Source organism: Aeromonas sp. 75A (genome assembly GCF_051919425.1).
Lineage (GTDB): Bacteria > Pseudomonadota > Gammaproteobacteria > Enterobacterales > Aeromonadaceae > Aeromonas > Aeromonas veronii.
Genome location: NZ_JBQBES010000002.1, coordinates 1,330,330 through 1,351,239, shown reverse-complemented (window position 1 = coordinate 1,351,239; position 20,910 = coordinate 1,330,330). Strand labels below are relative to the sequence as shown.

General features: G+C 60.3%; 22 protein-coding genes. 13 read left to right on the top strand and 9 right to left on the bottom strand.

The window, feature by feature from the left end; all coding sequences use genetic code 11:
• Window positions 1–123: 123 nt before the first annotated feature.
• Window positions 124–396 (top strand): nucleoid-associated protein HU-alpha, encoded by a 273-nt coding sequence (hupA, locus tag ACTG2T_RS06080; protein ID WP_005340484.1) that lies wholly within the window; start codon window positions 124–126, stop codon window positions 394–396.
• Window positions 397–540: 144 nt separating this feature from the next.
• On the opposite strand, the gene ACTG2T_RS06075 is transcribed toward hupA, so the two are convergent.
• The 3 genes from ACTG2T_RS06075 to ACTG2T_RS06065 form a co-directional block, all read right to left on the bottom strand.
• On the bottom strand, window positions 541–984 hold the full coding sequence (locus ACTG2T_RS06075) for a PACE efflux transporter (RefSeq protein ID WP_330124889.1): 444 nt from the start codon (window positions 982–984) through the stop codon (window positions 541–543).
• A 162-nt stretch (window positions 985–1,146) separates the two neighbouring features.
• Window positions 1,147–2,004, bottom strand: coding sequence for a hypothetical protein (locus ACTG2T_RS06070; RefSeq protein ID WP_330124888.1), 858 nt, complete (start codon window positions 2,002–2,004; stop codon window positions 1,147–1,149).
• A 111-nt stretch (window positions 2,005–2,115) separates the two neighbouring features.
• On the bottom strand, window positions 2,116–3,339 hold the full coding sequence (locus ACTG2T_RS06065; protein ID WP_330124887.1) for an Nramp family divalent metal transporter: 1,224 nt from the start codon (window positions 3,337–3,339) through the stop codon (window positions 2,116–2,118).
• Window positions 3,340–3,576: 237 nt separating this feature from the next.
• Here ACTG2T_RS06065 and rpsF point away from each other — a divergent pair, with 237 nt between their 5' ends.
• From rpsF to ACTG2T_RS06045, 4 genes are all read left to right on the top strand, one after another.
• Window positions 3,577–3,963: a 30S ribosomal protein S6 gene (gene rpsF / locus ACTG2T_RS06060; protein WP_005308887.1), complete on the top strand. Its 387-nt coding sequence runs from the start codon at window positions 3,577–3,579 to the stop codon at window positions 3,961–3,963.
• A gap of 30 nt (window positions 3,964–3,993) precedes the next feature.
• The gene (gene rpsR / locus ACTG2T_RS06055; protein ID WP_005308890.1) at window positions 3,994–4,224 is read left to right on the top strand and encodes a 30S ribosomal protein S18; all 231 of its coding nucleotides are present in this window, start codon (window positions 3,994–3,996) and stop codon (window positions 4,222–4,224) included.
• Window positions 4,225–4,276: 52 nt separating this feature from the next.
• A complete protein-coding gene (gene rplI, locus ACTG2T_RS06050) occupies window positions 4,277–4,723 on the top strand; it encodes a 50S ribosomal protein L9 (RefSeq protein ID WP_005340490.1) in 447 nt (148 codons plus the stop codon).
• Window positions 4,724–4,824: 101 nt separating this feature from the next.
• Window positions 4,825–5,565, top strand: coding sequence for a ferredoxin--NADP reductase (locus tag ACTG2T_RS06045; protein WP_236288325.1), 741 nt, complete (start codon window positions 4,825–4,827; stop codon window positions 5,563–5,565).
• A 48-nt stretch (window positions 5,566–5,613) separates the two neighbouring features.
• Here ACTG2T_RS06045 and ACTG2T_RS06040 read toward each other — a convergent pair whose 3' ends face one another.
• A complete protein-coding gene (locus ACTG2T_RS06040) occupies window positions 5,614–5,964 on the bottom strand; it encodes a hypothetical protein (RefSeq protein WP_162519582.1) in 351 nt (116 codons plus the stop codon).
• A gap of 19 nt (window positions 5,965–5,983) precedes the next feature.
• Window positions 5,984–6,280, bottom strand: a complete 297-nt coding sequence (locus ACTG2T_RS06035) for a hypothetical protein (protein WP_005348982.1) — start codon at window positions 6,278–6,280, stop codon at window positions 5,984–5,986.
• A gap of 254 nt (window positions 6,281–6,534) precedes the next feature.
• Between ACTG2T_RS06035 and ACTG2T_RS06030 the strand changes: the two genes are divergently transcribed.
• A complete protein-coding gene (locus ACTG2T_RS06030; RefSeq protein ID WP_100654550.1) occupies window positions 6,535–7,545 on the top strand; it encodes a Preprotein translocase subunit SecY in 1,011 nt (336 codons plus the stop codon).
• A 54-nt stretch (window positions 7,546–7,599) separates the two neighbouring features.
• On the opposite strand, the gene ACTG2T_RS06025 is transcribed toward ACTG2T_RS06030, so the two are convergent.
• Window positions 7,600–7,767: a hypothetical protein gene (locus tag ACTG2T_RS06025; protein ID WP_005358060.1), complete on the bottom strand. Its 168-nt coding sequence runs from the start codon at window positions 7,765–7,767 to the stop codon at window positions 7,600–7,602.
• A gap of 56 nt (window positions 7,768–7,823) precedes the next feature.
• Between ACTG2T_RS06025 and ACTG2T_RS06020 the strand changes: the two genes are divergently transcribed.
• From ACTG2T_RS06020 to gshA, 4 genes are all read left to right on the top strand, one after another.
• Window positions 7,824–8,801 carry an NADP-dependent oxidoreductase gene (locus tag ACTG2T_RS06020; RefSeq protein ID WP_330124886.1) on the top strand — a complete coding sequence of 326 codons (978 nt, stop codon included), beginning with the start codon at window positions 7,824–7,826 and terminating at the stop codon, window positions 8,799–8,801.
• The gene (locus tag ACTG2T_RS06015; protein WP_005340498.1) at window positions 8,798–9,235 is read left to right on the top strand and encodes a YqaA family protein; all 438 of its coding nucleotides are present in this window, start codon (window positions 8,798–8,800) and stop codon (window positions 9,233–9,235) included. Before ACTG2T_RS06020 ends, ACTG2T_RS06015 begins: the two co-directional genes overlap by 4 nt.
• Window positions 9,236–9,262: 27 nt before the next feature.
• Window positions 9,263–12,076, top strand: coding sequence for a M16 family metallopeptidase (locus ACTG2T_RS06010; protein ID WP_330124885.1), 2,814 nt, complete (start codon window positions 9,263–9,265; stop codon window positions 12,074–12,076).
• A 61-nt stretch (window positions 12,077–12,137) separates the two neighbouring features.
• Window positions 12,138–13,736 carry a glutamate--cysteine ligase gene (gene gshA, locus ACTG2T_RS06005; RefSeq protein ID WP_330124884.1) on the top strand — a complete coding sequence of 533 codons (1,599 nt, stop codon included), beginning with the start codon at window positions 12,138–12,140 and terminating at the stop codon, window positions 13,734–13,736.
• Between the two features lie 81 nt (window positions 13,737–13,817).
• Here gshA and ACTG2T_RS06000 read toward each other — a convergent pair whose 3' ends face one another.
• The gene (locus ACTG2T_RS06000; RefSeq protein WP_330124883.1) at window positions 13,818–15,608 is read right to left on the bottom strand and encodes an AMP-dependent synthetase/ligase; all 1,791 of its coding nucleotides are present in this window, start codon (window positions 15,606–15,608) and stop codon (window positions 13,818–13,820) included.
• A 227-nt stretch (window positions 15,609–15,835) separates the two neighbouring features.
• Between ACTG2T_RS06000 and ACTG2T_RS05995 the strand changes: the two genes are divergently transcribed.
• Window positions 15,836–16,339 (top strand): hypothetical protein, encoded by a 504-nt coding sequence (locus ACTG2T_RS05995; protein WP_371155262.1) that lies wholly within the window; start codon window positions 15,836–15,838, stop codon window positions 16,337–16,339.
• Window positions 16,340–16,376: 37 nt separating this feature from the next.
• Here the strand turns inward: ACTG2T_RS05995 and rimI are convergent, their stop codons facing one another.
• Window positions 16,377–16,826, bottom strand: coding sequence for a ribosomal protein S18-alanine N-acetyltransferase (gene rimI, locus ACTG2T_RS05990; protein WP_330124882.1), 450 nt, complete (start codon window positions 16,824–16,826; stop codon window positions 16,377–16,379).
• 118 nt (window positions 16,827–16,944) lie between these two features.
• On the bottom strand, window positions 16,945–17,379 hold the full coding sequence (locus ACTG2T_RS05985; RefSeq protein WP_330124881.1) for a DNA polymerase III subunit psi: 435 nt from the start codon (window positions 17,377–17,379) through the stop codon (window positions 16,945–16,947).
• A 313-nt stretch (window positions 17,380–17,692) separates the two neighbouring features.
• Here ACTG2T_RS05985 and ACTG2T_RS05980 point away from each other — a divergent pair, with 313 nt between their 5' ends.
• Window positions 17,693–19,306 (top strand): ATPase RavA domain-containing protein, encoded by a 1,614-nt coding sequence (locus tag ACTG2T_RS05980; RefSeq protein WP_330124880.1) that lies wholly within the window; start codon window positions 17,693–17,695, stop codon window positions 19,304–19,306.
• A 9-nt stretch (window positions 19,307–19,315) separates the two neighbouring features.
• Window positions 19,316–20,770, top strand: coding sequence for an ATPase RavA stimulator ViaA (gene viaA, locus ACTG2T_RS05975; RefSeq protein WP_058056766.1), 1,455 nt, complete (start codon window positions 19,316–19,318; stop codon window positions 20,768–20,770).
• Window positions 20,771–20,910 lie beyond the last annotated feature (140 nt).

Genomic DNA, 20,910 nt, shown 5'->3' with positions numbered 1-20,910 from the left:
TTTCCGCAGATCTTGATGAAAACCCCAGCGTTTGACGCGTTCGGCTCGATAAAGGCTTTGCCTGTGCGTTTTTTTTTGCATAGAGTGACCCAGCGCTAAATGCCCGATCATAAAGGAAATGTTATGAACAAAGCTCAACTTGTCGATGCGATTGCCGCCAAAGCAGATCTGAGCAAAGCTCAGGCCAAAGTGGCTCTGGAAGAGATCATCAATGGTATTACCCAGAGCTTGAAAGAAGGCGATGCTGTGCAACTGGTCGGTTTTGGCACCTTCAAGGTCACCCACCGCGCAGGCCGCACCGGTCGTAACCCGCAAACTGGTAAAGAGATCCAGATTGCTGCTGCCAACGTGCCTTCATTCGTGGCTGGCAAGGCTCTGAAAGACGCCGTCAAGTAAGTCCGAAAGTCTGTTTTGTCCAATGCCAGTCAGCGAGCTGACTGGCATTGTTTTTATGGGGCTTTCCCATCCTTCCGGTTTTAGTGCTCCCTGGCTTTTCCTGCCTTTTTGGTTTCTTCTGTCGGCCTCGTTGCGGCTGAGGCCTTATGCCGTCTGCGGGTTGGATGGCAGCGGCCAGATCCGCTCATAGGCCCAGGTAAAGACCATGATGTAGACGAGATAGAAGGCAACGAAGCCGAGATCCAGCATCAGGGCGTCCCAGACTCCCAAATCGAGCCAGAACATGACGCAGGGGAGGGAGAGCATCATAAAGCTCGCCTCATAGCCAAACGCGTGCAGGAAGCGGTCCAGTGGTCGTTTGTTGGTGCGCCTGCACAGTTTGAGCAACCCCTTGTCGAACAACAGATTCCAACCGTAGGTCCAGGCAGTGGCGACGATGGAGAAGAAGATGGCCAGCGAACCGACTTCGGCGACGCCCTGACCGAACAGCTGACTGATCAGCGGTGCGACCAGTGCCAGCCCTATGCCTTCGTAGAGAACCAGATAACGAAGTCGATCAGGGGTGGTGCGAAGTTGAGTATTACTCATGGGGATGTGCCTCCTGTGGGAGGCGCATTCTAATCAGGGTGTGGTTAAAAGAGAAGCATCGGTCCGTCATGACTGGCGTTGAGGGGCATGATGATGCGCCCTCTTTGCGATACTTCTCTATTGCCAATTTGGGCGTGAGCCCTGAGTGGTCAAGTCAGCGACTCAGGCGCCGGTTGGCGTGACCCGTGTCAGCATGGCAAAGCCCTCTTCCACTTGAGTGAGCTGTACTTTGAGCTCCCCCAACTCGGCGAGCGAGGCGACATGGGTGCCACCACAGGGAATGGTCACCTCCTGGCCTTCCAGCATGCAGTGCCAGTAACGGGAATCGATGATCGCCTCGCCAGCGCGGCTGCGGCGGATTTCGCTCCCGGCTGCGATCCAATCGGCCAGCTGCTGGTTGGCCTTCTCTTCAATCAGCGCCAGATCTGCCAGCAGCGCCTCGCTGTTGACCCCTTTCTTGCGTAGGCTCTTGCCGATGCGGTACTGCTCCCGCGAACCGCAAGGCTCGACCCGCGAGCTTTGAATAGCAAGACGATCGAAGTCGGGCTGGCCCAGTGCATCGCGCTCGCTTACCTCCTTGCGCCAGTAGGGGATGAGTACCCTGTTGAGGGCTAGTGCCGCCAGATGGCAGCCACTATGGCCCTGACTCAACGCGTGGCGGGCAGCGCTATCCACTTGCAATTCGACCTGGCTGCCAACGGTCAGCGCATGGTCACCGGTCAGCGGATGGACCACCACGAAACGCCACCCCTCAGCCCCCCGTTTGACCGGAATGGCAGTATCGACGAACAGCTCGCCATCCGGGCTGATGGCCCCCATTCGGCAAGGGCCAATGGCGGCTTCGCCCCCTTCCCAGCGAACATGGCCCACATCCCCCGGCTGATCGGGCCAGAGGTGGCTCTGGGGATGAAAGGGGGTGAGGTCGGTGACCAGCAGCGTGGTGTCGCCACGCTGGCAGCAGACCACGCTGGCCTGCTCCTGATGATGGCCCAGTACGAAGCTGGCTCGGGTGTGTTCCATGGCAAGGCTCCCGCAACGATAAATGAGAAGAGAAAGCGGCAGCATACGCCAAAGTGCGAAGAGGCTCATTAACCAGAGTTAATGAGCCCCTCTTCTCGGTTTGACGGTTCGCTAGATCATGGCGACCAGCAGATAGGCGTTGAGCCCGATCACCAGCGCAACGATAAGGCGGCCGATGGCTTGTGTGACCGGATGGTTGCGATGCTGCCCCATCAGCGCCCGATCGCCGGTCAGCATCAACAGCGGGATCAGGGCCAGCGCGATGCCAAAGCTCAGGATCACCTGACTCAACACCAGAATTTCGGTGGTGTTGAGCCCGATGGCGATTACCACGAAGGCGGGAGCCATGGTGATGGCGCGTCGCAGCCAGAGCGGGATGGTAAAGCGGACAAAGCCCTGCATCACCACTTGCCCGGCCAGGGTGCCCACCACGGTAGAGCTGATGCCGGAGGCGACCAGCGAGAGGCCAAACAGGGTGGCGGCAGCCTGACCCAGCAGCGGAGTGAGGGTCTGGTAGGCGGATTCCAGCTCCGCTACCTGCTGGTGGCCCGAGCTGTGGAACGCGGCGGCCGCCATCGCCATCATCGCCAGATTGACGAAACCGGCGATGGTCATGGCAATCGCCACATCGACTCGGGTGGTGTGCAGCCGCTGGCTGACCGAGCCCTGATCTTGCGTGTGCTGGGTCAGTGCCGAGTGCAGATAGATAACGTGGGGCATCACGGTGGCACCGAGCACACCGGCGGCCAGATAGACGGCATCGCTGTTGGGCAGACCGGGGAAGAGGGCGCCCTCCAGCAGGCTGGGCAGATGAGGGCGGGAGAAGATCAGCTCGACGATGTAGGCCGCCGCGACAAACAGCAACAGGCCACCGACCACGAACTCCAGCGGTTTCTGGCCACGGGATTGCAACATCAGGATCCCCCAGGTCACTACGGCGGTGATACAGGCTCCTTCAAGCAAGGTCACGCCAAGCAGCAGCTTGAAGCCGACTGCGGCGCCGATAAATTCGGCGAGATCGGTGGCCATGGCGATGATCTCTGCCTGCACCCAGTAGGCCCAGACCGCCGGTTTTGGCAGTCGGTCGCGGATGTGTTCCGCCAGATTCTTGCCGGTGACGATACCGAGTTTGGCCGAGAGTGTTTGCACCAGCATGGCCATCAAGTTTGCCCATACCACTACCCAGAGCAGTTGGTAGCCAAAGGTAGAGCCCGCCTGAATATTGGTGGCGAAGTTGCCCGGGTCGATATAGCCGATGGCGGCGATAAAGGCAGGCCCGAGCAGGGTCAGTTTGAATTTGCGGGCTGGAATCGTAGTCGTCAGTGCGGGTTGCATGGCATCACCCTCCATAAGGATATGGAGAGAGAATAGATCTAAATGATAATTGTTATCAATTGTTGTTTCTGATGATTTCCATCGGGAAAAACATTTAAGGCAGTCAGTTGCAGTGAGGGATGTGATTTCGTACAATACGCCGCCCTAGAAAAGCAGCGACTAAACACCTTTATGTTCCTTGCCTCCGAGGTCTGGCTGCACCTGGGCGGAGGCTGAATTAATCCGTAAGGAGCTAAAATGCGTCATTACGAAATCGTCTTCATGGTTCATCCGGACCAGAGCGAGCAAGTTCCCGGCATGATCGAGCGTTATACCGGCGCCATCACCACCTCCGGTGGTACCATTCATCGCCTGGAAGATTGGGGCCGTCGTCAGCTGGCTTACCCGATCGACAAACTGCACAAAGCCCACTACGTTCTGATGAACGTAGAAGCAGAGCAAGCCGTTATCGATGAGCTGGAAACCAACTTCCGCTTCAACGATGCCGTTATCCGCAACATGATCATGCGCACCAAGCACGCCGTGACTGAAGTTTCTCCGATGGCCAAGGCCAAAGAAGAGCGCTTCACCCGTCGTGACGACGAGCGCCGCGAAGAAGCTACTGAAGCTGCTTCCGAAGAGTAATTCTGGATCACTGACTAGAGGATAAAGGCCATGGCACGTTATTTCCGTCGTCGTAAGTTCTGCCGCTTCACCGCCGAGAACGTTACCGAGATCGACTACAAAGATATCGTTACTCTGAAAAACTACATCACTGAATCTGGCAAGATCGTACCGAGCCGTATCACCGGTACCCGCGCCAAGTATCAGCGTCAGCTGGCACGCGCCATCAAGCGTGCTCGTTACCTGGCTCTGCTGCCGTACACCGATCTGCACAACAAGTAAGAATCGGCCCGGCACTTAAGCCTAACTCAACGAAATTTATAGAGGAAAGGTAATGCAAGTTATCCTGCTCGACAAAATCGCCAAACTGGGCGGTCTGGGTGACCAAGTTTCCGTGAAATCTGGTTATGCCCGTAACTACCTGATCCCGCAAGGCAAAGCTGTTATGGCCACCAAGGCCAACATCGAAGCTTTCGGTGCTCGTCGCGCTGAGCTGGAAGCCAAACTGGCTGCCAACAAAGCTGCTGCTGAAGAGCGTGCTGCCAAGCTGGCCGAACTGGCTACCGTGGTTATCGCTTCCAAGTCTGGCGACGAAGGCAAGCTGTTCGGTTCCATCGGTACCCGTGACGTGGCTGAAGCCATCACTGCTGCTGGCGTAGCCGTTGCCAAGAGCGAAGTCCGCATGGGCAACGTTCTGCGTAACACCGGTGACTACGAAGTTGCTGTTCAGCTGCACGCTGACGTTAAAGCAACCGTACAGATCCAGGTTGTTGCCCTGTAATAGCGATTCGCTTTTGCAGAAAAAACCCGCGCTTTTGCGCGGGTTTTTTATTTTCCGGCCCGAGGGTAGAGTGAAGGTCTGTTCCACTGGAGGAGATCCCTATGGCTTGGGTAGAAGGCCGCGTCATCGAACGCATCGAATGGACACCCACTCTGTTCTCCCTGCGGGTAGCGGCCGAGCTGGCTCCCTACAAGGCAGGCCAATTCACCAAGCTGGCCCTCGAGCAGGGAGATCGCCGCATTCAGCGCGCCTACTCCTTCGTCAATCCTCCCTCTGCGCCATATCACGAGTTCTATTTGGTCGAGATCCCGAGCGGTGAGCTGACCCCCTCGCTCGGCTCGCTGCAAGCAGGTGACACCCTGCTGGTACAATCCCAGGCCACCGGCTTTCTGACGCTGGATGAGGTGCCCGCCGGGCGCGATCTCTGGCTGCTCTCGACCGGCACTGCCATCGGCCCCTTCCTCTCCATGTTGGCCGAGGGTGAGGCCTTCAACCGTTTCGAGAATCTGGTGCTGGTGCACGGGGTGCGCAAAGGCGAGGAGCTGAGCTATCAGGATTTGATCGCCAGCTTTGCCGAGCAATATGGCGAGCGCTTTCGCTATGTCCCCTTTGTCAGCCGCGAGCCCTGGCCCGATGCAATGGCAGGGCGGATCCCGGCGGCGATTGCCAATGGTCAGTTGCAGGATCGAGTGGGGTTGGAGTTCTCACCCGAGCTGAGTCAGGTGCTGATCTGCGGCAATCCGGAGATGGTGAAAGAGACCCAGCAGACCTTGCTGGCGCTGGGGTTGGCCAAGAATCTGCGGCGGGCGCCGGGCAATATCAGTGCGGAGAATTATTGGTAAACAATCAGCACAGGGGCGCCAGGCCCCTGCTGCATCAGGAGAGGGCGTTCAGTTCTTCTTGCCGTTGCCCTTGTTTTTATCCTTCTGTTTGTCGTGACCTTGCCCGGGGTTATTGCCGCTGTGGATGCTGCGGTTGTAGTGATCCCGGTACTTGCCATCCATCTTGTCGCAGTTGAGTTTGATCCGGCTGTCGCCAATGCCAAGATCCAGGCAGTTGTTCTGCCACCAGTCGTACTCTTTGTCATCCCAGTCGAGATTGATCTTGATGTCATCACCGGAGATCTTGATGCCATCGCCATTTTTGCTTGGCGGCGCCGCAACCGCGATGCCATGTACCATCAGCAGGGAGAGCATCAGGGCGCCACGCTGGATAACGGGGTTGTGTTTGGCTTGGGTCATCGCAAGGGTACTCCTGTCGTTATTGGCCACTCTGCGAGTTGGCAGGGAGCTGGTTGGTTTGCGGTGGCTGGTTGCGGTTCTCTTCATCTTCCAGATTGAATTTGACCGCCCTGCAGTCGGCCGGGGCGGTTTCGCCGACCCCCAAGTCGAGACAGTCGTTCTGGGTCCAGCCGAACTGCTTGTCATCCCAGTCCAGGTTGAATTTAAGCTCATCGACGGAGAATTCGGAGCCACTGCTCTCTTGATATTGCTGTGTCGCTGCGGCGCTGCCGGTAACCAGAAGAAGGGAGAGTAGCAAAGTGGTCTTACTGTTCATGATGGCCTCGGATAATTGCAACGGTGGATGAGTGTACAGACCGGAGCTGAACCCGGGCGGAACTGTTCCCCATCTCACCACATGATCAAGTCAGGGAGGGATTGTATCGCTTTTCTGCTGCCGATTTGTCCGTTTTGGTCGCACTCTGGGCAGCTGGTTGCCAATCTGAAGAAATTCAGTCATTTGCCCTTCTCTGGGCGAGTCTGGCGACTATAATCGGCAGCCAACTTTTCCTGCACAGCCCCCCCTTCATCATGACCACACAGGACTCCTCTACATTGCGCTACCCCAAGGGGTGGTTTGCTCTGACGACGGTATACAGTTTCACCGGGTTGGCTATTCTGGCCTCCATTATCTTCTCCCTGCTGCTGTTCCTCTCCATCGATGACAATCCGCTGATGAAGTGGCTGTTCGGCGGCTTGGCCATCATCTTCGAGCTGGGCAAGTTTTACGTCTGGTACGAGTACGGCGAGCGCAAGGCGCGGCGGGATTTAAGTGGCGCTTTCTGGTCGCTGTTGTTTTACAGCGTGCTGGCGGCCATCTCCATCGGCGGCAGTATTGGTGGCATCAACAGCGCCACCAACACGGTACTGAGCCAACAGGCACGCCACGAACGGGAACTGGCCCGTTTCGACGAGCAGATCGCCAGCATCGAGCGGCAGATCCAGCTCAACGAGGAGGCGGCCCGCAAATACATCGAGCTGGAGCGTATCTCTAGCGGCGTCTCCTCGTTGCAGCACGCCAACACCAAGCTGCGTTTGCAGCAGGATGAGCTGCGTCAGCAGCGCGATGCCAAGCCGGTCAACGAACAATCCTCCATGTTGGGGCTGATGAGCAGTCTGGCGGACGGGGTGGGGATGAGCATCAGTCAGGTGCAGTTCCTGCTGGTCTGCTTCCTCTCGGTGTTGCTCGACGTGTTCGGTGCCTTTTTCGTCAGTCTGATCGGCGAGGAGAACCGCTTTCGCCGGATGTGGCGCTGGCAGCAGGAGCAAGCTCGCAGAGAGGCGCAGGCAGCGTTGGCGATGGCTGCCCAGCCCGAGCCCATCATGCCCCCCGAGCCCGCCCCCGAAGTGCTGGCGCAGGTGCGCGGTGCGCTGATGAGTGGTGAGCTCAAGTGCAGCAAGCGCTCGGTGGCGCAGGCTTTGTCACTCTCGCTGGAGGAGGTGGATCGGGTGTTCCACCATCTGCTGTCGCAAGGGGTGCTGGGGCAGGGGAGCAATCGCCACTACTACCTCAATCCGGCGCTGGAGCAGCAACCCGGATAGTGAGAAGGCCACCGAAACTCGGTGGCCTTTTTCGTTATCGAGTGGCTGTGGCTCTCAGTGAGTCAGCACTATCATCAGGCTGAGGAAGGCGGCCAGTCCGCCACCGATGCCGATGATCCAGTAAAACCCCTTGGCCCCCTGTTTGAGCGGGATGCGGAAGTAGAGCAGAAACGCCCACCACCCCAGTGCCAGCAACAGAGGAATAAGAAACATTCGAGCCATGGTGTCCTCGCTGTTATTCTGTTGACCCTTGATCAATCAACAGGATGGATTGTGCAATGACGCAACTACAGATTACCGCATTCGGTGACCCCTCGGTACTCAAGCTCAACCCTTCCCTCGATAAGGTGCCAGCCGATGGCGAAGTGCGGGTGCGCATCTGCTTTGCGGGGGTGAACCCCATCGATGCCAAAACCCGCGCCGGTCTTGGCTGGGCGGCGGCCCAGAACAAGGACAAGCTGCCTTGGACGCCGGGTTATGACATCTCCGGCGTGGTGGAGAAGCTGGGCCCCGGTGTGACCTCGCTGGTCGAGGGGGATTGGGTGTGCGGCATGGTCGGTTTTCCCCTCACTGCCGGTGGCTACGGGGAGTCTGTGGTGGCAAGCGAGAGCGCGCTGGTCAAGCTCGACGGAGTGAGCCTGCAGCAGGGGGCGGCGCTGCCACTGGCCGGTCTCACCGCCTGGCAGGGGCTGCTTGAGCACGGCGGCCTCCAGAGCGGTCAGCGGGTATTGATCCTCGCCGGTGCCGGTGGTGTCGGCCATCTGGCGGTGCAGTTTGCCAGCGCATATGGCGCCGAGGTGGTGGCTACCGCCAGCCCCGACAACCATGGCTTCCTCCATGCTCTGGGGGCGCGCTGGATGGTGGATTACCACGACGCGAACTGGCCAGCACGGGTGGTGGCAGAGGTCGGCCAGGTCGATCTGGTGCTGGATCTGGTAGGCGGTGAGAGCGGCAAGGCGGCGCTCGCCTGCGTCAAGCCGGGTGGCCGCCTGGTGACTGTGCCCACCATCACTGCCCAGTTGATCAAGGATGCAGGGGCTGCGGCGGGTATCGAGGTGGTTGGAATGCTGGTGCACCCCGACCAGAAGCAGCTGGGTCAGATGTTGATGCTGCTGCGTCAGGGGGAGGTGAAGGTCACCCTCGCCGGTGAATTCCCCTTGGCCGAGGGGGCGCTGGCCCATCAGGCTATCGAAGGGGGCCATGTGCGCGGCAAGCTGCTGCTGCGGATGCCTGCGGCCGATGGCCTGCTCGGATGAATGGCATTACCGAGATGGGGCTGGGGTGGCTCTTTTTAAGCGCGTTTACCTCCGCCACCCTGCTGCCCGGCAGCTCCGAAGTGCTGCTGGGGGCCATGGCGGCCAAGGGGGAGTGGAGCATGGCGAGCCTGCTGCTGTGGGCGACGCTGGGCAATACCCTCGGCTCCATGACTACCTGGTGGCTCGGCTGGCTCGCCACCTTCAAGAAAAAACCGGAAGATTTTCAAGGCCGTGGGGAACAAAAAGCCTTAGGCTGGCTCAAACAACATGGTCACTGGTGTCTGCTGCTTGCCTGGACGCCGGTGGTCGGTGATGGTCTCTGTCTGTTGGCCGGTTGGCTGCGCCTCTCCTTCTGGCGCTCTCTCATTTTGATCGGGCTCGGCAAATTGTTCCGTTATGCCCTGGTTTTTCTGCTGGCCAGTCACATTTTCTAGCCTGTTTTTGTCACTCACGAGGTTACCGTGAACAAAGTCATACCATTAACGATTCTGCTGGGCTTCACCCTGCCGGTGCTGGCGGCACCGACCCTGATCGCCGAACAGGGCAAGGAGGAGGGCAAGCTCGCCATCCCCTACCAGATGTACAAGCTGGACAACGGCCTGACCGTGATCCTGGCCCCCGATCGCTCTGATCCGCTGGTGCACCTCGATGTGACCTATCACGTCGGCTCATCCCGCGAGACGGTCGGCAAGTCCGGTTTCGCCCATTTCTTCGAGCACATGATGTTCCAGGGCTCGAAACACGTCGGTGATCAGGAGCATATGCGGATCATCAACGAGGCCGGTGGCGACATGAACGGCACCACCAACAAGGATCGCACCAACTACTACGAGACCGTGCCTGCCAACCAGCTGGAAAAAGTGCTCTGGCTGGAGGCAGATCGGATGGGCTTCCTGCTCGATGCGGTGAGCCAGAAGAAGTTCGAGATCCAGCGCGCCACCGTCAAGAACGAGCGGGCCCAGCGGGTCGATAACCAGCCGTACGGGCTGGTGAGCGAGAAGGTGGGGGAGGCGCTCTATCCGCGTACTCACCCCTACTCCTGGCAGCCTATCGGTTACGTGGAAGATCTCGACCGGGTCGATGTGAACGACCTCAAGCAGTTCTTCCTGCGCTGGTATGGCCCCAACAACGCCACCCTGACTCTGGGCGGCGACTTTGACAGCAAGCAGGCCCTCGAATGGATCGAGAAGTACTTCGGCTCCATCCCGCGCGGCCCGGACGTGGCCGAGCCGACGCCAAAGCCGGTGACCCTGCCCGAGACCCGTTACGTGACGCTGCAGGACAAGGTGCACCTGCCGCTGCTCTATATCAGCTACCCCACCGTATCCCTTGGTGACCCGCAGGAGCCTGCGCTCGACATGTTTGCCGACGTGCTGGGCGGTTCCGCCAGCTCCATGCTCTACCAGTCGCTGGTGAAAACCGGCAAGGCGATCGATGTGGGGGCGTCTCACTACTGCGAAGAGTTGGCCTGTACCCTGACGGTCTACGCCTATCCCAATCCGTCGCAGGATGGCAGCCTCAAGACCCTCAAGGGGGAGGTGGACAAGGTGATCGGCGAGTTCGCCCAGCGCGGCCTCAAGCCGGAAGATCTGGAGAAGGCGATCGCCAAGTACCGCGCCTCTGCCATCTGGGGGCTGGATAGCGTCTCCGGCAAGGTGAGCCAGCTCGCCATGGGTCAGGTGTTTGCCCAGGATCCCAACTATGTGTTCAAGACGCTGGATGCCATCGGCAAGGTGACACCGGAGCAGGTGAAGGCCGCCTACGACAAGTTCATCGCGGGCAAGCCTGCGGTGGTGCTGAGCGTGGTGCCCAAGGGCAAGACAGAGTGGCAGGTTGCCACCCCGAACTTTACCCCCGCCAAGCGCGAGCTGCCGGATTACAGCAAGCATGATGAGGCGCTGGCCGAACGACCGGTAAAAGACAATTTCGATCGCAGCGTGCAGCCCAAGGCGAGCGAGGCGGTGAGCGTCAAGGTGCCCGCCATCTGGCACGGCAAGCTCGACAAGAACATCGAGATCATCGGCACCAGGAGTGACGAGATCCCCGCCGTCTCCATCATGATTGCCCTGCCGGGCGGCATTCGTGCCGAAGATAAGGGGCAACTTGGGTTGGCCAATCTGACTGCCGCCATGATGGGGCAGGGCACGGTGCGCCTGACCGAGGCTCAGCTGAGCGACGAGCTGCAAAAGCTGGGATCTTCCATCGATGTCTCCAGCGCCCAGTACAACAACCTCATCACCGTCAGCTCGCTGGCGGACAAGTTGCCCCAGACGCTGGCGCTGGTGCGCGAGGTGCTGGAGCGCCCGGGCATGCGGGAGGCGGACTTCGAGCGGGTCAAGGCGCAGCTGCTGCAAGGGATGCAACAGGCCCAGCAACAGCCCGAGTGGCTGGCCGGGCAGGCGTTCCGCGAGCTGGTTTACGGCAAGCAAAACCGCCTCGGTCAACCTACCGACGGGGTCGCGGCCGATGTGGCCAAGCTGACGCTGGCGGACGTGAAGCACTTCTATCAGGCCTACTACAACCCCACCAACGCCAAAGTGGTGGTGGTCGGTGATGTGGGCCAGAAGCAGATCGAGGAGCAACTTGGCTTCCTGACCGAGTGGAAGGGGGCCACGCCGACTCTGGGGGATCTCAAGCTCAAGGGGGAGCAGGCCAAGCCGGGCATCTATCTGGTCGACAAACCGGGGGCGCCCCAGTCGGTGATCCGCATCGGTCGTCGCGCCATGCCGTTCGATACCACGGGGGATTACTTCACCGCCGGGCTGATGAACTTCAATCTGGGTGGCAACTTCAACAGCCGCATCAACCTCAACCTGCGGGAAGACAAGGGTTACACCTATGGCGCCAGCTCGGGTTTCTCTGCCAACCGCGAGGTAGGCACCTTCGCCACCGGCGCCAATGTGCGGGCCGATGCAACCGTCGATGCCATCCGCCAGTTCCTCAAGGAGATGGACAACTACCGCAAGAGCGGCCCGACCCCGGTCGAGCTGGCCTATATGCGCAGCGCTGTCTCCCAGCAGGATGCCCTCTCTTACGAGACCTTGGGCCAGAAGGCGGGCTTCCTGCTGCAGATGGTGATGTATGACCTGAAACCGGACTATGTGCAGGCCCAGAACAACCTGATCAAAACGGTGTCGCCCGAGGCGCTGAAGGCCAGTGCTGCCCGTTGGCTCAATCCGGCCGACATGGTGATCGTGGTGGTGGGAGACAAGCAAAAGCTTGAAAAACCCCTGAAGGAGCTTCATCTTCCCATCTATCCGCTGCAGTTGCCGTAACTGACGCTTTATAAAAATCAAGAGCCGCCCCGGATGGGGCGGCCTCACATGAGCTGTGAATATGACTACAACAAGCTTGTCGCTCACCGAGTTGCTGAATGCGTTGGGATCACCGGAGCGCCTCACCGCGCTCAAGGGGATCCGGCGCGGGATCGAACGTGAATGCCTGCGCATCACGCCGGATGGCCGACTCGCCCAGAGTGACCATCCCCGGGCGCTGGGCTCGGCCCTGACCCATCCCAATATCACCACCGACTACTCGGAGAGTCTGCTGGAGTTCATCACCCCGGCCACCGACTCCATCGACAGCCTGATGGAGCAGCTCGGCGACATCCATCACCATGTGATTCAGCATCTGGGTGACGAGCGGATTTGGCCGCTCTCCATGCCCTGCTTCGTCGGCGGGGAAGAGAGCATCCGACTGGCTCAGTACGGCAGCTCCAACATCGGCAAGATGAAGACCCTCTACCGTCAGGGCTTGAAGAACCGCTACGGCAGCCTGATGCAGGTGATCGCCGGGGTGCACTTCAACTTCTCCATGCCCGACAGCTTCTGGAGCGAGTGGCAGGATCTGGTGTGCGAAGGGTGCTGCAGCCAGCGCTTTATCTCCGACAAGTACATGGGGCTTATTCGCAACGTCTACCGCTTCGGCTGGCTGGTGCCCTATCTGTTTGGCGCCTCCCCGGCCATCTGCGAATCCTTCCTCAAAGGGCGCAAGAGCAACCTGCCGTTCGAGAAGACCGGCAAGGGCACCCTCTATCTGCCTTACGCCACCGCGCTGCGTCTCTCCGATCTTGGCTATACCAACAGCGCCCAAGCTGGGCTCAAGATCAGCCACGACAATCTGCCTGCCTATGTCAGCAGCCTGCGCCGCGCCATCAACACCCACAATCCCGACTTTGCCAAGATCGGGGTCAAGGTGGATGGGGAGTATCGTCAGCTCAACGACAACGTGTTGCAGCTGGAGAATGAGCTCTACGCCCCGATCCGCCCCAAGCGCACCCCGCGCAGCGGCGAGAAGCCCTCGGATGCGCTGGATCAGCGCGGCATCGAATACATCGAGCTGCGCACCGTGGACGTCAACCCTTTCACCCCGCTCGGCATCGATGCCGACCAGATCCGCTTCTTCGACCTGTTCCTGGTCTGGTGCCTGCTGCGTCCCTCTCCGGTGCTGAGTGACGAGGAGATTGCCCGCAACCGCCGCAACCAGAACAAGGTGGTGCTGGAAGGACGTCGTCCCGGCCTGACGCTGGAAGATGAGCAGGGCAATGCCATTGGCCTCAAAGAGTACGGCCTCAATCTGTTCGACGAGCTGGCTCAGGTGGCCGATCTGCTGGATCGCTGCTGCGGCCGCAACCGCTATCGCGAGACGCTGGCGATGCATCGCGAGAAGCTGCTCAACCCCGAGCTCACCTACTCCGCCCGCATGCTCAGGGAACTGCTGGAGAGCGGCAAGGACAACGGCTGCTACGGTGACAAGCTGGCGACCCGCTATCGCGAGGAGCTGCTGGCAGGGGAGCTGCAATATTGGGATGAAGCCTACTTTGCCGGTGAGGCGAAGGATTCGCTGGCCAAGCAGCGCGAACGCGAGCGCAGCGACAGTCTGTCGTTCGATGACTTCCTGGCCGACTACTTCGGTACCACTACCACCACGGCCTGAAGGCGGGTTCGTACCGACCAAAGTGCCAACAAAAAGCCGCTCGAGTGAGCGGCTTTTTTATTCCTCTGAACCTGAGCGATATCAGACGTGGTTATACATGGCCTCGATTTCGCTCTGGTACTTGGCCTCGATGATCTTGCGGCGCAGCTTCATGGTGGGGGTCAGCTCACCCAGCTCCATGGAGAAGGCGCTCGGCAGCAGGGTGAACTTCTTCACCTGCTCGAACTTGGCCAGCTCTTTTTGCAAGTCGGCGATGCGGGCTTCGAAGAACTCCATTACCCGGGAGTGGCGCAGCAGCTCGGTCTTGCACTGGTACTGCAGGTTGATGGAGCGGGCGTACTCCTCCAGCGACTCGAAGCAGGGGACGATCAGCGCCGAGACGAAGTGGCGGGCATCGGCGACGATGGCGATCTGCTCGATAAAGCGATCCTTGCCGATGGTCCCTTCCACCAGTTGCGGGGCCACGTACTTGCCGTTGGAGGTCTTCATCAGCTCCTTGAGACGTTCGGTGAAGTAGATATTGCCCTGGCTATCGAGCTCACCGGCATCGCCGGTACGCAGGAAGCCATCTTCGGTCATCACTTCGGCAGTCGCGTCCGGCTTGTTGTAGTAGCCGCGCATCACGGTGGGGGAGCGCACCAGCAGTTCGTTGTTCTCACCCAGCTTCACCTCGATGCCGTTCAGTGCCGTGCCAATGGATCCGAGCTTGAACTGGCTATCCTCGTAGCAGCAGACGGTGGCGGTGGTCTCGGTCATGCCGTAGCCGTACTTGAGGTTGAGTCCCATCGCCTGGAAGAAGAGGTTCACATCGTCGGCCAGACGGGCGCCCGCCACCGGCAGGAAGCGGGTGCGGCCGCCAAAGCGGGCGCGCAGCTTGCGAAACACCAGTCGCTCGGCGAGCCAGAGCTGGCCGTAGAGCAGGGGGGAGGCGGACTTGCCAGCCTGACGGGTTGCAACCATCTGCTTGCCGACCTTGGTCGCCCAGCCAAACAGGACGCGGCGCAGAGCCGGAGCCTGAGCGACTTTGGCCTGGATCATGGCGTAGGCCTTCTCGTAGAGGCGCGGCACAGCGCACATCACGGTCGGCTGCACCTCGCCAATCACATCCATCACCTTCTGTGGATCGCGGATATAGACGTTCTCGGCGCCGCAATAGAGCACGTAGTAGCTCCAGGCCCGCTCGAACACGTGGCTGAGCGGCAGCATGCAGAGCGACACATCCTGCTGATTGAGGTCGAGGCGGCTGTTGTGCATCTCGAAACAGGCGGCGATGTTGCTGAAGTCGAGCATGACCCCCTTGGGCTCGCCTGTGGTGCCGGAGGTGTAGATCAGGGTCAGCAGATCATCCATCCGGTACTGGGTTTCCCGTACTCGCAGTTCCTGCTCGCTGGGCTGATGGTTGCCGGAGACCAGAAATGTCTGGAAGTGACTCGCCTGCTCGCAGCCGCGCAGATTGACGTTGCCATCGAGGGCGATGAGCTGGCGGATCTCGCCGCTTTCAATCAGTTGTAGCGCCTGATCGAACTGGGGTTGTTCGCCAACGAACAGTACCTTGATGCCCGCATCTTTGACGATGTAGCGCAGCTGAACGAGGGTGCTGGTGGGGTAGATAGGGACGCTGACGCCGCGGGCAGCAAGGATGCCGAGATCGGCCTGGGTCCACTCCGGCATGTTGCGGGCATAGATGCCGACCATTTCGGTTGGCTGGTGGCCGGCACGGATCAGCGCCTGTGCGCAGTAGTCCATGGCCTGGCCCAGAGTACGCCAGCCGATGGCGCGCCACTGGCCATCTTGCTGAACCCGCAGGGCAGCCTTGTTGCCAAGCTGGGCAATACGTTCACGCATCAGTCGAACCAGATGAAGCTTCGGCATCAGTTAAACATCCTTTAATTACAGTTGTACGCCCGCGAGGGCACTAAAAATCGGGCTAGAGTTTAAACTCCAACATTACGGCTTACAAGTGTTCGCTGTTTGTCTTGGATCACAAAGAGCGCAAATAGCTCTCCCTTTGCGCAGACTGGCCGATACTGCTAGGAGGCAGAGAGAGGGTTAACGATATGAATCTGTGGGTGAAAGGGGCGTTGGCCGCGGTCGGGCTGATGGTGGTGGGGGGCGCTGCGTTTTGGTTCTTTGCCGGAACGTCATCACAGGGGCCCGCCAATCCCTGGTATCAGGGGGCCGAGGGGTATCAGCAGGCGCAGCAACAGGCGCTGGCGTTGGGCTATCCGCTGCTCTATGTGCTGGAGACCCCCAAGTGCCGCCGCTGCGGCGATCTGGAGAAGAAATTCTGGCAGAGCAAGGAGATGGCTGGCCCGCTTGCCCGGCTGGTGAAGGTGCGGCTCAACCCGGGCAAGGGGGATGGCAGCGAGCAGATCCTGCGCCGCTTTCCCAAAGTCGCCACGCCGCCCGGCATCTATATCCAGCAGCCGGGCCAGCCCCTCAGACCCATCAAGATAGTGGTGGATATCGACCAGATCTGGATGCCGGGGAAAACCTGGCAGCGTGGCTTCTATATGCCGCTCTCCGGTGCCGGATTCGAGGCGGTAGTGCATACCACTCTGGCCTTGCAGGATCCCGCATTGGACAATGCCCCCCTCGATTGAGGGGGACAAAAGGCTTGGGCGCGACGAACAGGCTGGATCAGCCGAAATCGAACAATCGCGACATCAGCACCGCATCTTCCCTGTCGTTGCCGGTGCCGTAGTAGTCGGCGCGGCGGCAATATTCGGCAAAACCGGCGCTCTCGTAGAGGTTGATGGCGGTCTGGTTACCGGCCCGCACCTCGAGAAACCAGGCCTCTGCCCCGGCTTGCTTGCTGCGCGCCAGATAGGCCTGCAACAGCGCCCGTCCCAACCCCTTGCCCTGAAACGCCGGATACACGCAGATGTTCATCAGCGAGCTGTCACCGGCCACCAGATCCGAGATATAGAAGCCCGCCGGGGTACCATCGACCAGCATCAAGCCGTTGAGATAGCGAGGACCGAAGCAGGAAAGCAGGTTGGCCTCACTCCACGGCTCCTTGTGAGCGGCTTGTTCGATGGGGTAGACAAGGTCGAAATCGCTCTCGAGCAGGGGACGAAACTCAGGCATGGGGGCTCCGGATGGCAAGATGTTGGGCACTGTGGTTAGCAGAGGTTGCAGAGGCGGCATTTGTAAAATCAGGTAAAAAGAGCGGCATCACAGTGGGACTTGGCGGCATGATGCAGGATCACGCCGCGCTGGCCGCAAGGTGCTGGCGCAGCTGTTGCCACAGGGCGCGCTTTTGCGCGGCGCTGGGGGCGAGCGGGCAGATCAGCGCATTTGGCAGCTCGGGGTTGGCCTCCGTCAGCCAGAGCAGAGGGGAGGCGCCCGCCGTTTGCAGATCGGCAGGCGGCAGCTCGCTGAGCAGTGAGACCTCGTCGGGGGTCATGCCGAGCAACTGGCAGATATCCGCCAGCAGCGTGGTGGCAGGCAGCTGAGGCGCCAGCAACCAGAGTTTGCCGCTGGGCAGCGGAGCGCGGGTGGCCGGTGCCGTCTGGCCCGGCTGTGTGGCGTTTTGCGCAAGCTCGGGCGCGAGATCTGCACCCAGCAATGCCGGACGACGCAGTTGCCAGCTTTGAATGCCCATGCGGGCCAACATGCTCTGACGAACGGGATCTTGCATTTGAGGCGACTCACTCTTGATCTGCATTGGGGAAAATTGTGTTGCGCAGGGTACACTCGAACCGCTTTTGCTGCACCCTTTGCAACGCATCATCTGGCGCATGCGGGCATGGTGCCATCACGACACTGGCTATGCATGAGCGCAGCACGCTGCCGATACGGTATCGCACTGCCCTTGCGTTTTTTCCTGCCAGAGGCGGGTATTGTGCGGCAAGAGATACCAGAATAAACATCATAACAAGACAAAACCCAAGGTCGAGCAAATGGATATCGCGCCTTGGGGCTAACATCATCCCAGCTTCGGAACACTCTCTATGTCGTCTTTAGCTCAAGCCCAGAATCCTGCGCGTCTTATTCCCATCCAGGAGCGCTTGCCCCGGCTGCTGGCCGCCCTCGGTGAGGGACTCTACGAACGGCAGGATGCTTTGCGCCTCGGTCTGCTGGCGGCCCTCAGTGGCGAGAGTGTCTTCTTGCTGGGGCCACCCGGTATCGCCAAGAGCCTGATTGCCCGCCGCCTCAAGCTGGCCTTTCACGACGCCCGCCACTTTGAATACCTGATGACCCGTTTCAGTACGCCGGAGGAGGTGTTCGGCCCCCTATCCATTCAGGCACTGAAAGAGGATGGCAAATACCTGCGCCTCACCACTGGTTATCTGCCGGAGGCCGAAGTGGTGTTCCTCGACGAGATCTGGAAGGCCGGTCCCGCCATCCTCAATACCCTGCTCACCGCCATCAACGAGCGGCAGTTTCGCAATGGCGACAGCCAGCACCCCATCCCGATGCGCTTGCTGGTGACTGCCTCCAACGAGCTGCCGGCGCCGGACAGCGGGCTGGAAGCGCTCTACGACCGGATGCTGGTGCGGATCTGGATGGATCGGGTGCAGGAGAAAGCCAACTTTCAATCCATGCTGGCCAGCGATGGTCACGCCCACCAGAATCTGCCGGAATCCCTGCAGATCCGGGGGGATGAGTACGAGCAGTGGCAGAGCCAGATTGAACAGGTGCGCCTGCCGGATGCCTGTTTCGAGCTGATCTATCAGCTGCGCCAGCAGCTCGACAGTCAGCTGGCCCATCGCTGCTATGTGTCGGATCGCCGCTGGAAGAAGGCGGTACGGCTCATCAAGGCGAGCGCATTCTTCAATGGCCGCGATGAGGTCGCACCGGTAGATCTGCTGCTGTTCAAGGATTGTCTCTGGCATGACGAAGAGTCCCGCACCGCCCTGCTGGAGATGATGACCGAATTCTCCCGTCTCTACGGCTATCAGCAACTGGCGATGACCCGTCAGCTGCTGGCGTTGCGGGATCAGTTCAAACAGCTCAAACAGAGCGTGGCCCAGCGCCTTTGCACAAAGGCCCGCCAACGCAAGCAGTGGTTTGGCCGGCGGGCCCGGGGTATCGAGATCCCGCTTGCCAATGCCAGACCCTTCGGCAAGCAGGTGCACTTCCATCTGCTCACCCCGGCACCGCTGGATGGCAGCGATCCCGAACGTCTTACCCGCACCCTGGTGTTCGATCGCACCCTGCTCTCCCACTGGCGCCCCACCGGTGAGGCGCTGGTGGGTTATGAGTTCGGCAACCCGAAAGAGGGCCATTACGAGCTGGTGCTGGACGATGAGCTGCGGCTGCAGGTGCTCGATATCCAGCGCCAGCAGATCCCGTTGGTGTTGATGGAGCGCAACGCCATCCCCGAGGTGGTGCTGGCGCCTTGGTTGCAGTCGCTCGACGAGCAGCTGGTTCAGGTCGGCAAGGTGATGCAGATGCTCAAGCAGCAGCGCAGCCTGTTCGAACGTCACCAGCAACACCTCTTTATCGCCCAGCGCTGGCTGCAGCAGGTGGAAGACAGCTTCTTTGTGCTGAACCGGGATCTCGAACTGCTGCGCAACGAGCTGACCCAGTGGCGCGAGCGGTTGCCAAGGCTGGACGAGTAAGGAGCGCTCATGCTTGAGATCGGCATGCTGGATCTGGGCCTTCTCATGGGAGAGGGTGAGCTGGCGGGAGAGGTGGTGGCGCTGCTGGCGGCCTCACCCAAGATTTCCGAATTTATCAAACGCTCCCCGCTACAGGGCAAGCTGCTGAAAAAGCGCCTGCAGAGTTGGGGCGAGCAGCTTGGTGAGGAGATCCGTCACAAGCCGGTGCCGGTGGCGCTGGAGCAGGAGTACCTGCTCTATCAGGCACACCGGCAACTGCCGATGACCGAGCTGATTGGTCGCCTGCCCGGCTTGCTGGAGTCGCTGGAGCAGTACAGCCCCTTCGCCGGTGAGGCCCGCTCCTTGGTGCGTCAGCTGACGGCCCACCCCACCGAGGGGCTGCGCCAGCTCTTTATCGACAAGTGGCGCGCCAGTCTGGTGGGGAGCCTGTTGCAGTTGCAGCAGCAGATCGCCGAAGCGGAGCGGGAGAAGCAGCGTCAGGAGATTGAAGATCAGCTGCTGGCGAGCCGCACCCTGGCTGATGCCCTCGATCCCAACCAGATTTCCGCTGGTGGTCTTTGGGATCTGGCGCAGGGGCACTGGCACAAGCGCAGTCTGGTGCTGGTCAAGCAGTACGCCCGCATGTTGCAGCGCGAACCCTTGCTGGCGGAGATTGCCGGCCTGCTCGGGCGCAGCGAGCGGGATCGGCGGGCGCAGGAGCAACCTGTGCCGCCGGTTCAGGTGCTGGAGCTGGAGCCAGCACCCAGCGACGATGTGCCGGACGACTTGGTAGGCATTCATCAGGCGAACGATCTGATGCGGCTACTTCCAAGCGAGGCGGTGATGCTGGGGCTGCCTGAACTAGAGCTGGAGTTCTATCGCCGCTATCTGGAGCGGCGTCTGCTCAGCTACCAGTCACGTGGCACCTTGCCGCGTCAGCGCATCATGCTGCGCACTCCGGAGCAGGGGGGGCAGCAGTTGCAGCAGCGAGGCCCCTTTATCGTCTGCGTCGATACTTCCGGTTCCATGGGGGGCTATCCCGAGGAGTGTGCCAAGGCGCTGTTTCTGGCGTTGCTCAAGGTGGCGATGGATGAGAAGCGCGGCTGCTACCTGATGCTCTTCTCCACCGAGGTGGCGACCCTCGAGATCACCGCGGATACCGGTCTGGACAAGGCGGAGCGCTTTCTCTCCATGAGTTTTCACGGCGGTACCGATCTGGTGCCCTGCCTGGAAAAAGCGCTGGCCAAGCTCGATGATCCCGCCTTTGCCAAGGCGGATGTGCTGGTCATCTCCGACTTTATCGCCCAGAGCCTGCCTCATCCCCTGCTCGATCAGATGAACCGATATCGCCAGCGCCAGACCCGTTTTCACGCCGTCGCCATGTCCCGCCACGCCAAGCAGGCGCTGCTGCGGGTATTTGACAATAGCTGGCTGCTCGATTGCGGCCTGCGTGGTCGGCTGCTGCGGCGCTGGCAGCATCACTAGTGACCGGGAGGGGGCAACCCCTCTTGAGTTGTTATCCCGCCCCCTCTTTTTCGCTGTGCGTCCCCGCTTTATTCCAACGCGATGATATCGCAGTAAAATGTGACTAGCCTGCCATTCGGGCTCTCTGTCCGGGTGATAGC

Excerpts from the sequence above, each read along its gene's own strand:
- hupA (WP_005340484.1), top strand. The coding sequence starts at position 124 with ATGAACAAAGCTCAACTTGTCGATGCGATTGCCGCCAAAGCAGATCTG.
- ACTG2T_RS06065 (WP_330124887.1), bottom strand. The coding sequence starts at position 3,339 with ATGCAACCCGCACTGACGACTACGATTCCAGCCCGCAAATTCAAACTG.
- rimI (WP_330124882.1), bottom strand. The coding sequence starts at position 16,826 with ATGCCTGAGTTTCGTCCCCTGCTCGAGAGCGATTTCGACCTTGTCTAC.
- ACTG2T_RS06020 (WP_330124886.1), top strand. The coding sequence starts at position 7,824 with ATGACGCAACTACAGATTACCGCATTCGGTGACCCCTCGGTACTCAAG.
- ACTG2T_RS06070 (WP_330124888.1), bottom strand. The coding sequence starts at position 2,004 with ATGGAACACACCCGAGCCAGCTTCGTACTGGGCCATCATCAGGAGCAG.
- rpsR (WP_005308890.1), top strand. The coding sequence starts at position 3,994 with ATGGCACGTTATTTCCGTCGTCGTAAGTTCTGCCGCTTCACCGCCGAG.
- rplI (WP_005340490.1), top strand. The coding sequence starts at position 4,277 with ATGCAAGTTATCCTGCTCGACAAAATCGCCAAACTGGGCGGTCTGGGT.
- ACTG2T_RS06045 (WP_236288325.1), top strand. The coding sequence starts at position 4,825 with ATGGCTTGGGTAGAAGGCCGCGTCATCGAACGCATCGAATGGACACCC.
- ACTG2T_RS05995 (WP_371155262.1), top strand. The coding sequence starts at position 15,836 with ATGGTGGTGGGGGGCGCTGCGTTTTGGTTCTTTGCCGGAACGTCATCA.
- ACTG2T_RS06000 (WP_330124883.1), bottom strand. The coding sequence starts at position 15,608 with ATGCCGAAGCTTCATCTGGTTCGACTGATGCGTGAACGTATTGCCCAG.
- ACTG2T_RS05985 (WP_330124881.1), bottom strand. The coding sequence starts at position 17,379 with ATGCAAGATCCCGTTCGTCAGAGCATGTTGGCCCGCATGGGCATTCAA.
- ACTG2T_RS06040 (WP_162519582.1), bottom strand. The coding sequence starts at position 5,964 with ATGACCCAAGCCAAACACAACCCCGTTATCCAGCGTGGCGCCCTGATG.
- ACTG2T_RS05980 (WP_330124880.1), top strand. The coding sequence starts at position 17,693 with ATGTCGTCTTTAGCTCAAGCCCAGAATCCTGCGCGTCTTATTCCCATC.
- rpsF (WP_005308887.1), top strand. The coding sequence starts at position 3,577 with ATGCGTCATTACGAAATCGTCTTCATGGTTCATCCGGACCAGAGCGAG.
- ACTG2T_RS06035 (WP_005348982.1), bottom strand. The coding sequence starts at position 6,280 with ATGAACAGTAAGACCACTTTGCTACTCTCCCTTCTTCTGGTTACCGGC.
- gshA (WP_330124884.1), top strand. The coding sequence starts at position 12,138 with ATGACTACAACAAGCTTGTCGCTCACCGAGTTGCTGAATGCGTTGGGA.
- ACTG2T_RS06025 (WP_005358060.1), bottom strand. The coding sequence starts at position 7,767 with ATGGCTCGAATGTTTCTTATTCCTCTGTTGCTGGCACTGGGGTGGTGG.
- viaA (WP_058056766.1), top strand. The coding sequence starts at position 19,316 with ATGCTTGAGATCGGCATGCTGGATCTGGGCCTTCTCATGGGAGAGGGT.
- ACTG2T_RS06015 (WP_005340498.1), top strand. The coding sequence starts at position 8,798 with ATGAATGGCATTACCGAGATGGGGCTGGGGTGGCTCTTTTTAAGCGCG.
- ACTG2T_RS06075 (WP_330124889.1), bottom strand. The coding sequence starts at position 984 with ATGAGTAATACTCAACTTCGCACCACCCCTGATCGACTTCGTTATCTG.
- ACTG2T_RS06030 (WP_100654550.1), top strand. The coding sequence starts at position 6,535 with ATGACCACACAGGACTCCTCTACATTGCGCTACCCCAAGGGGTGGTTT.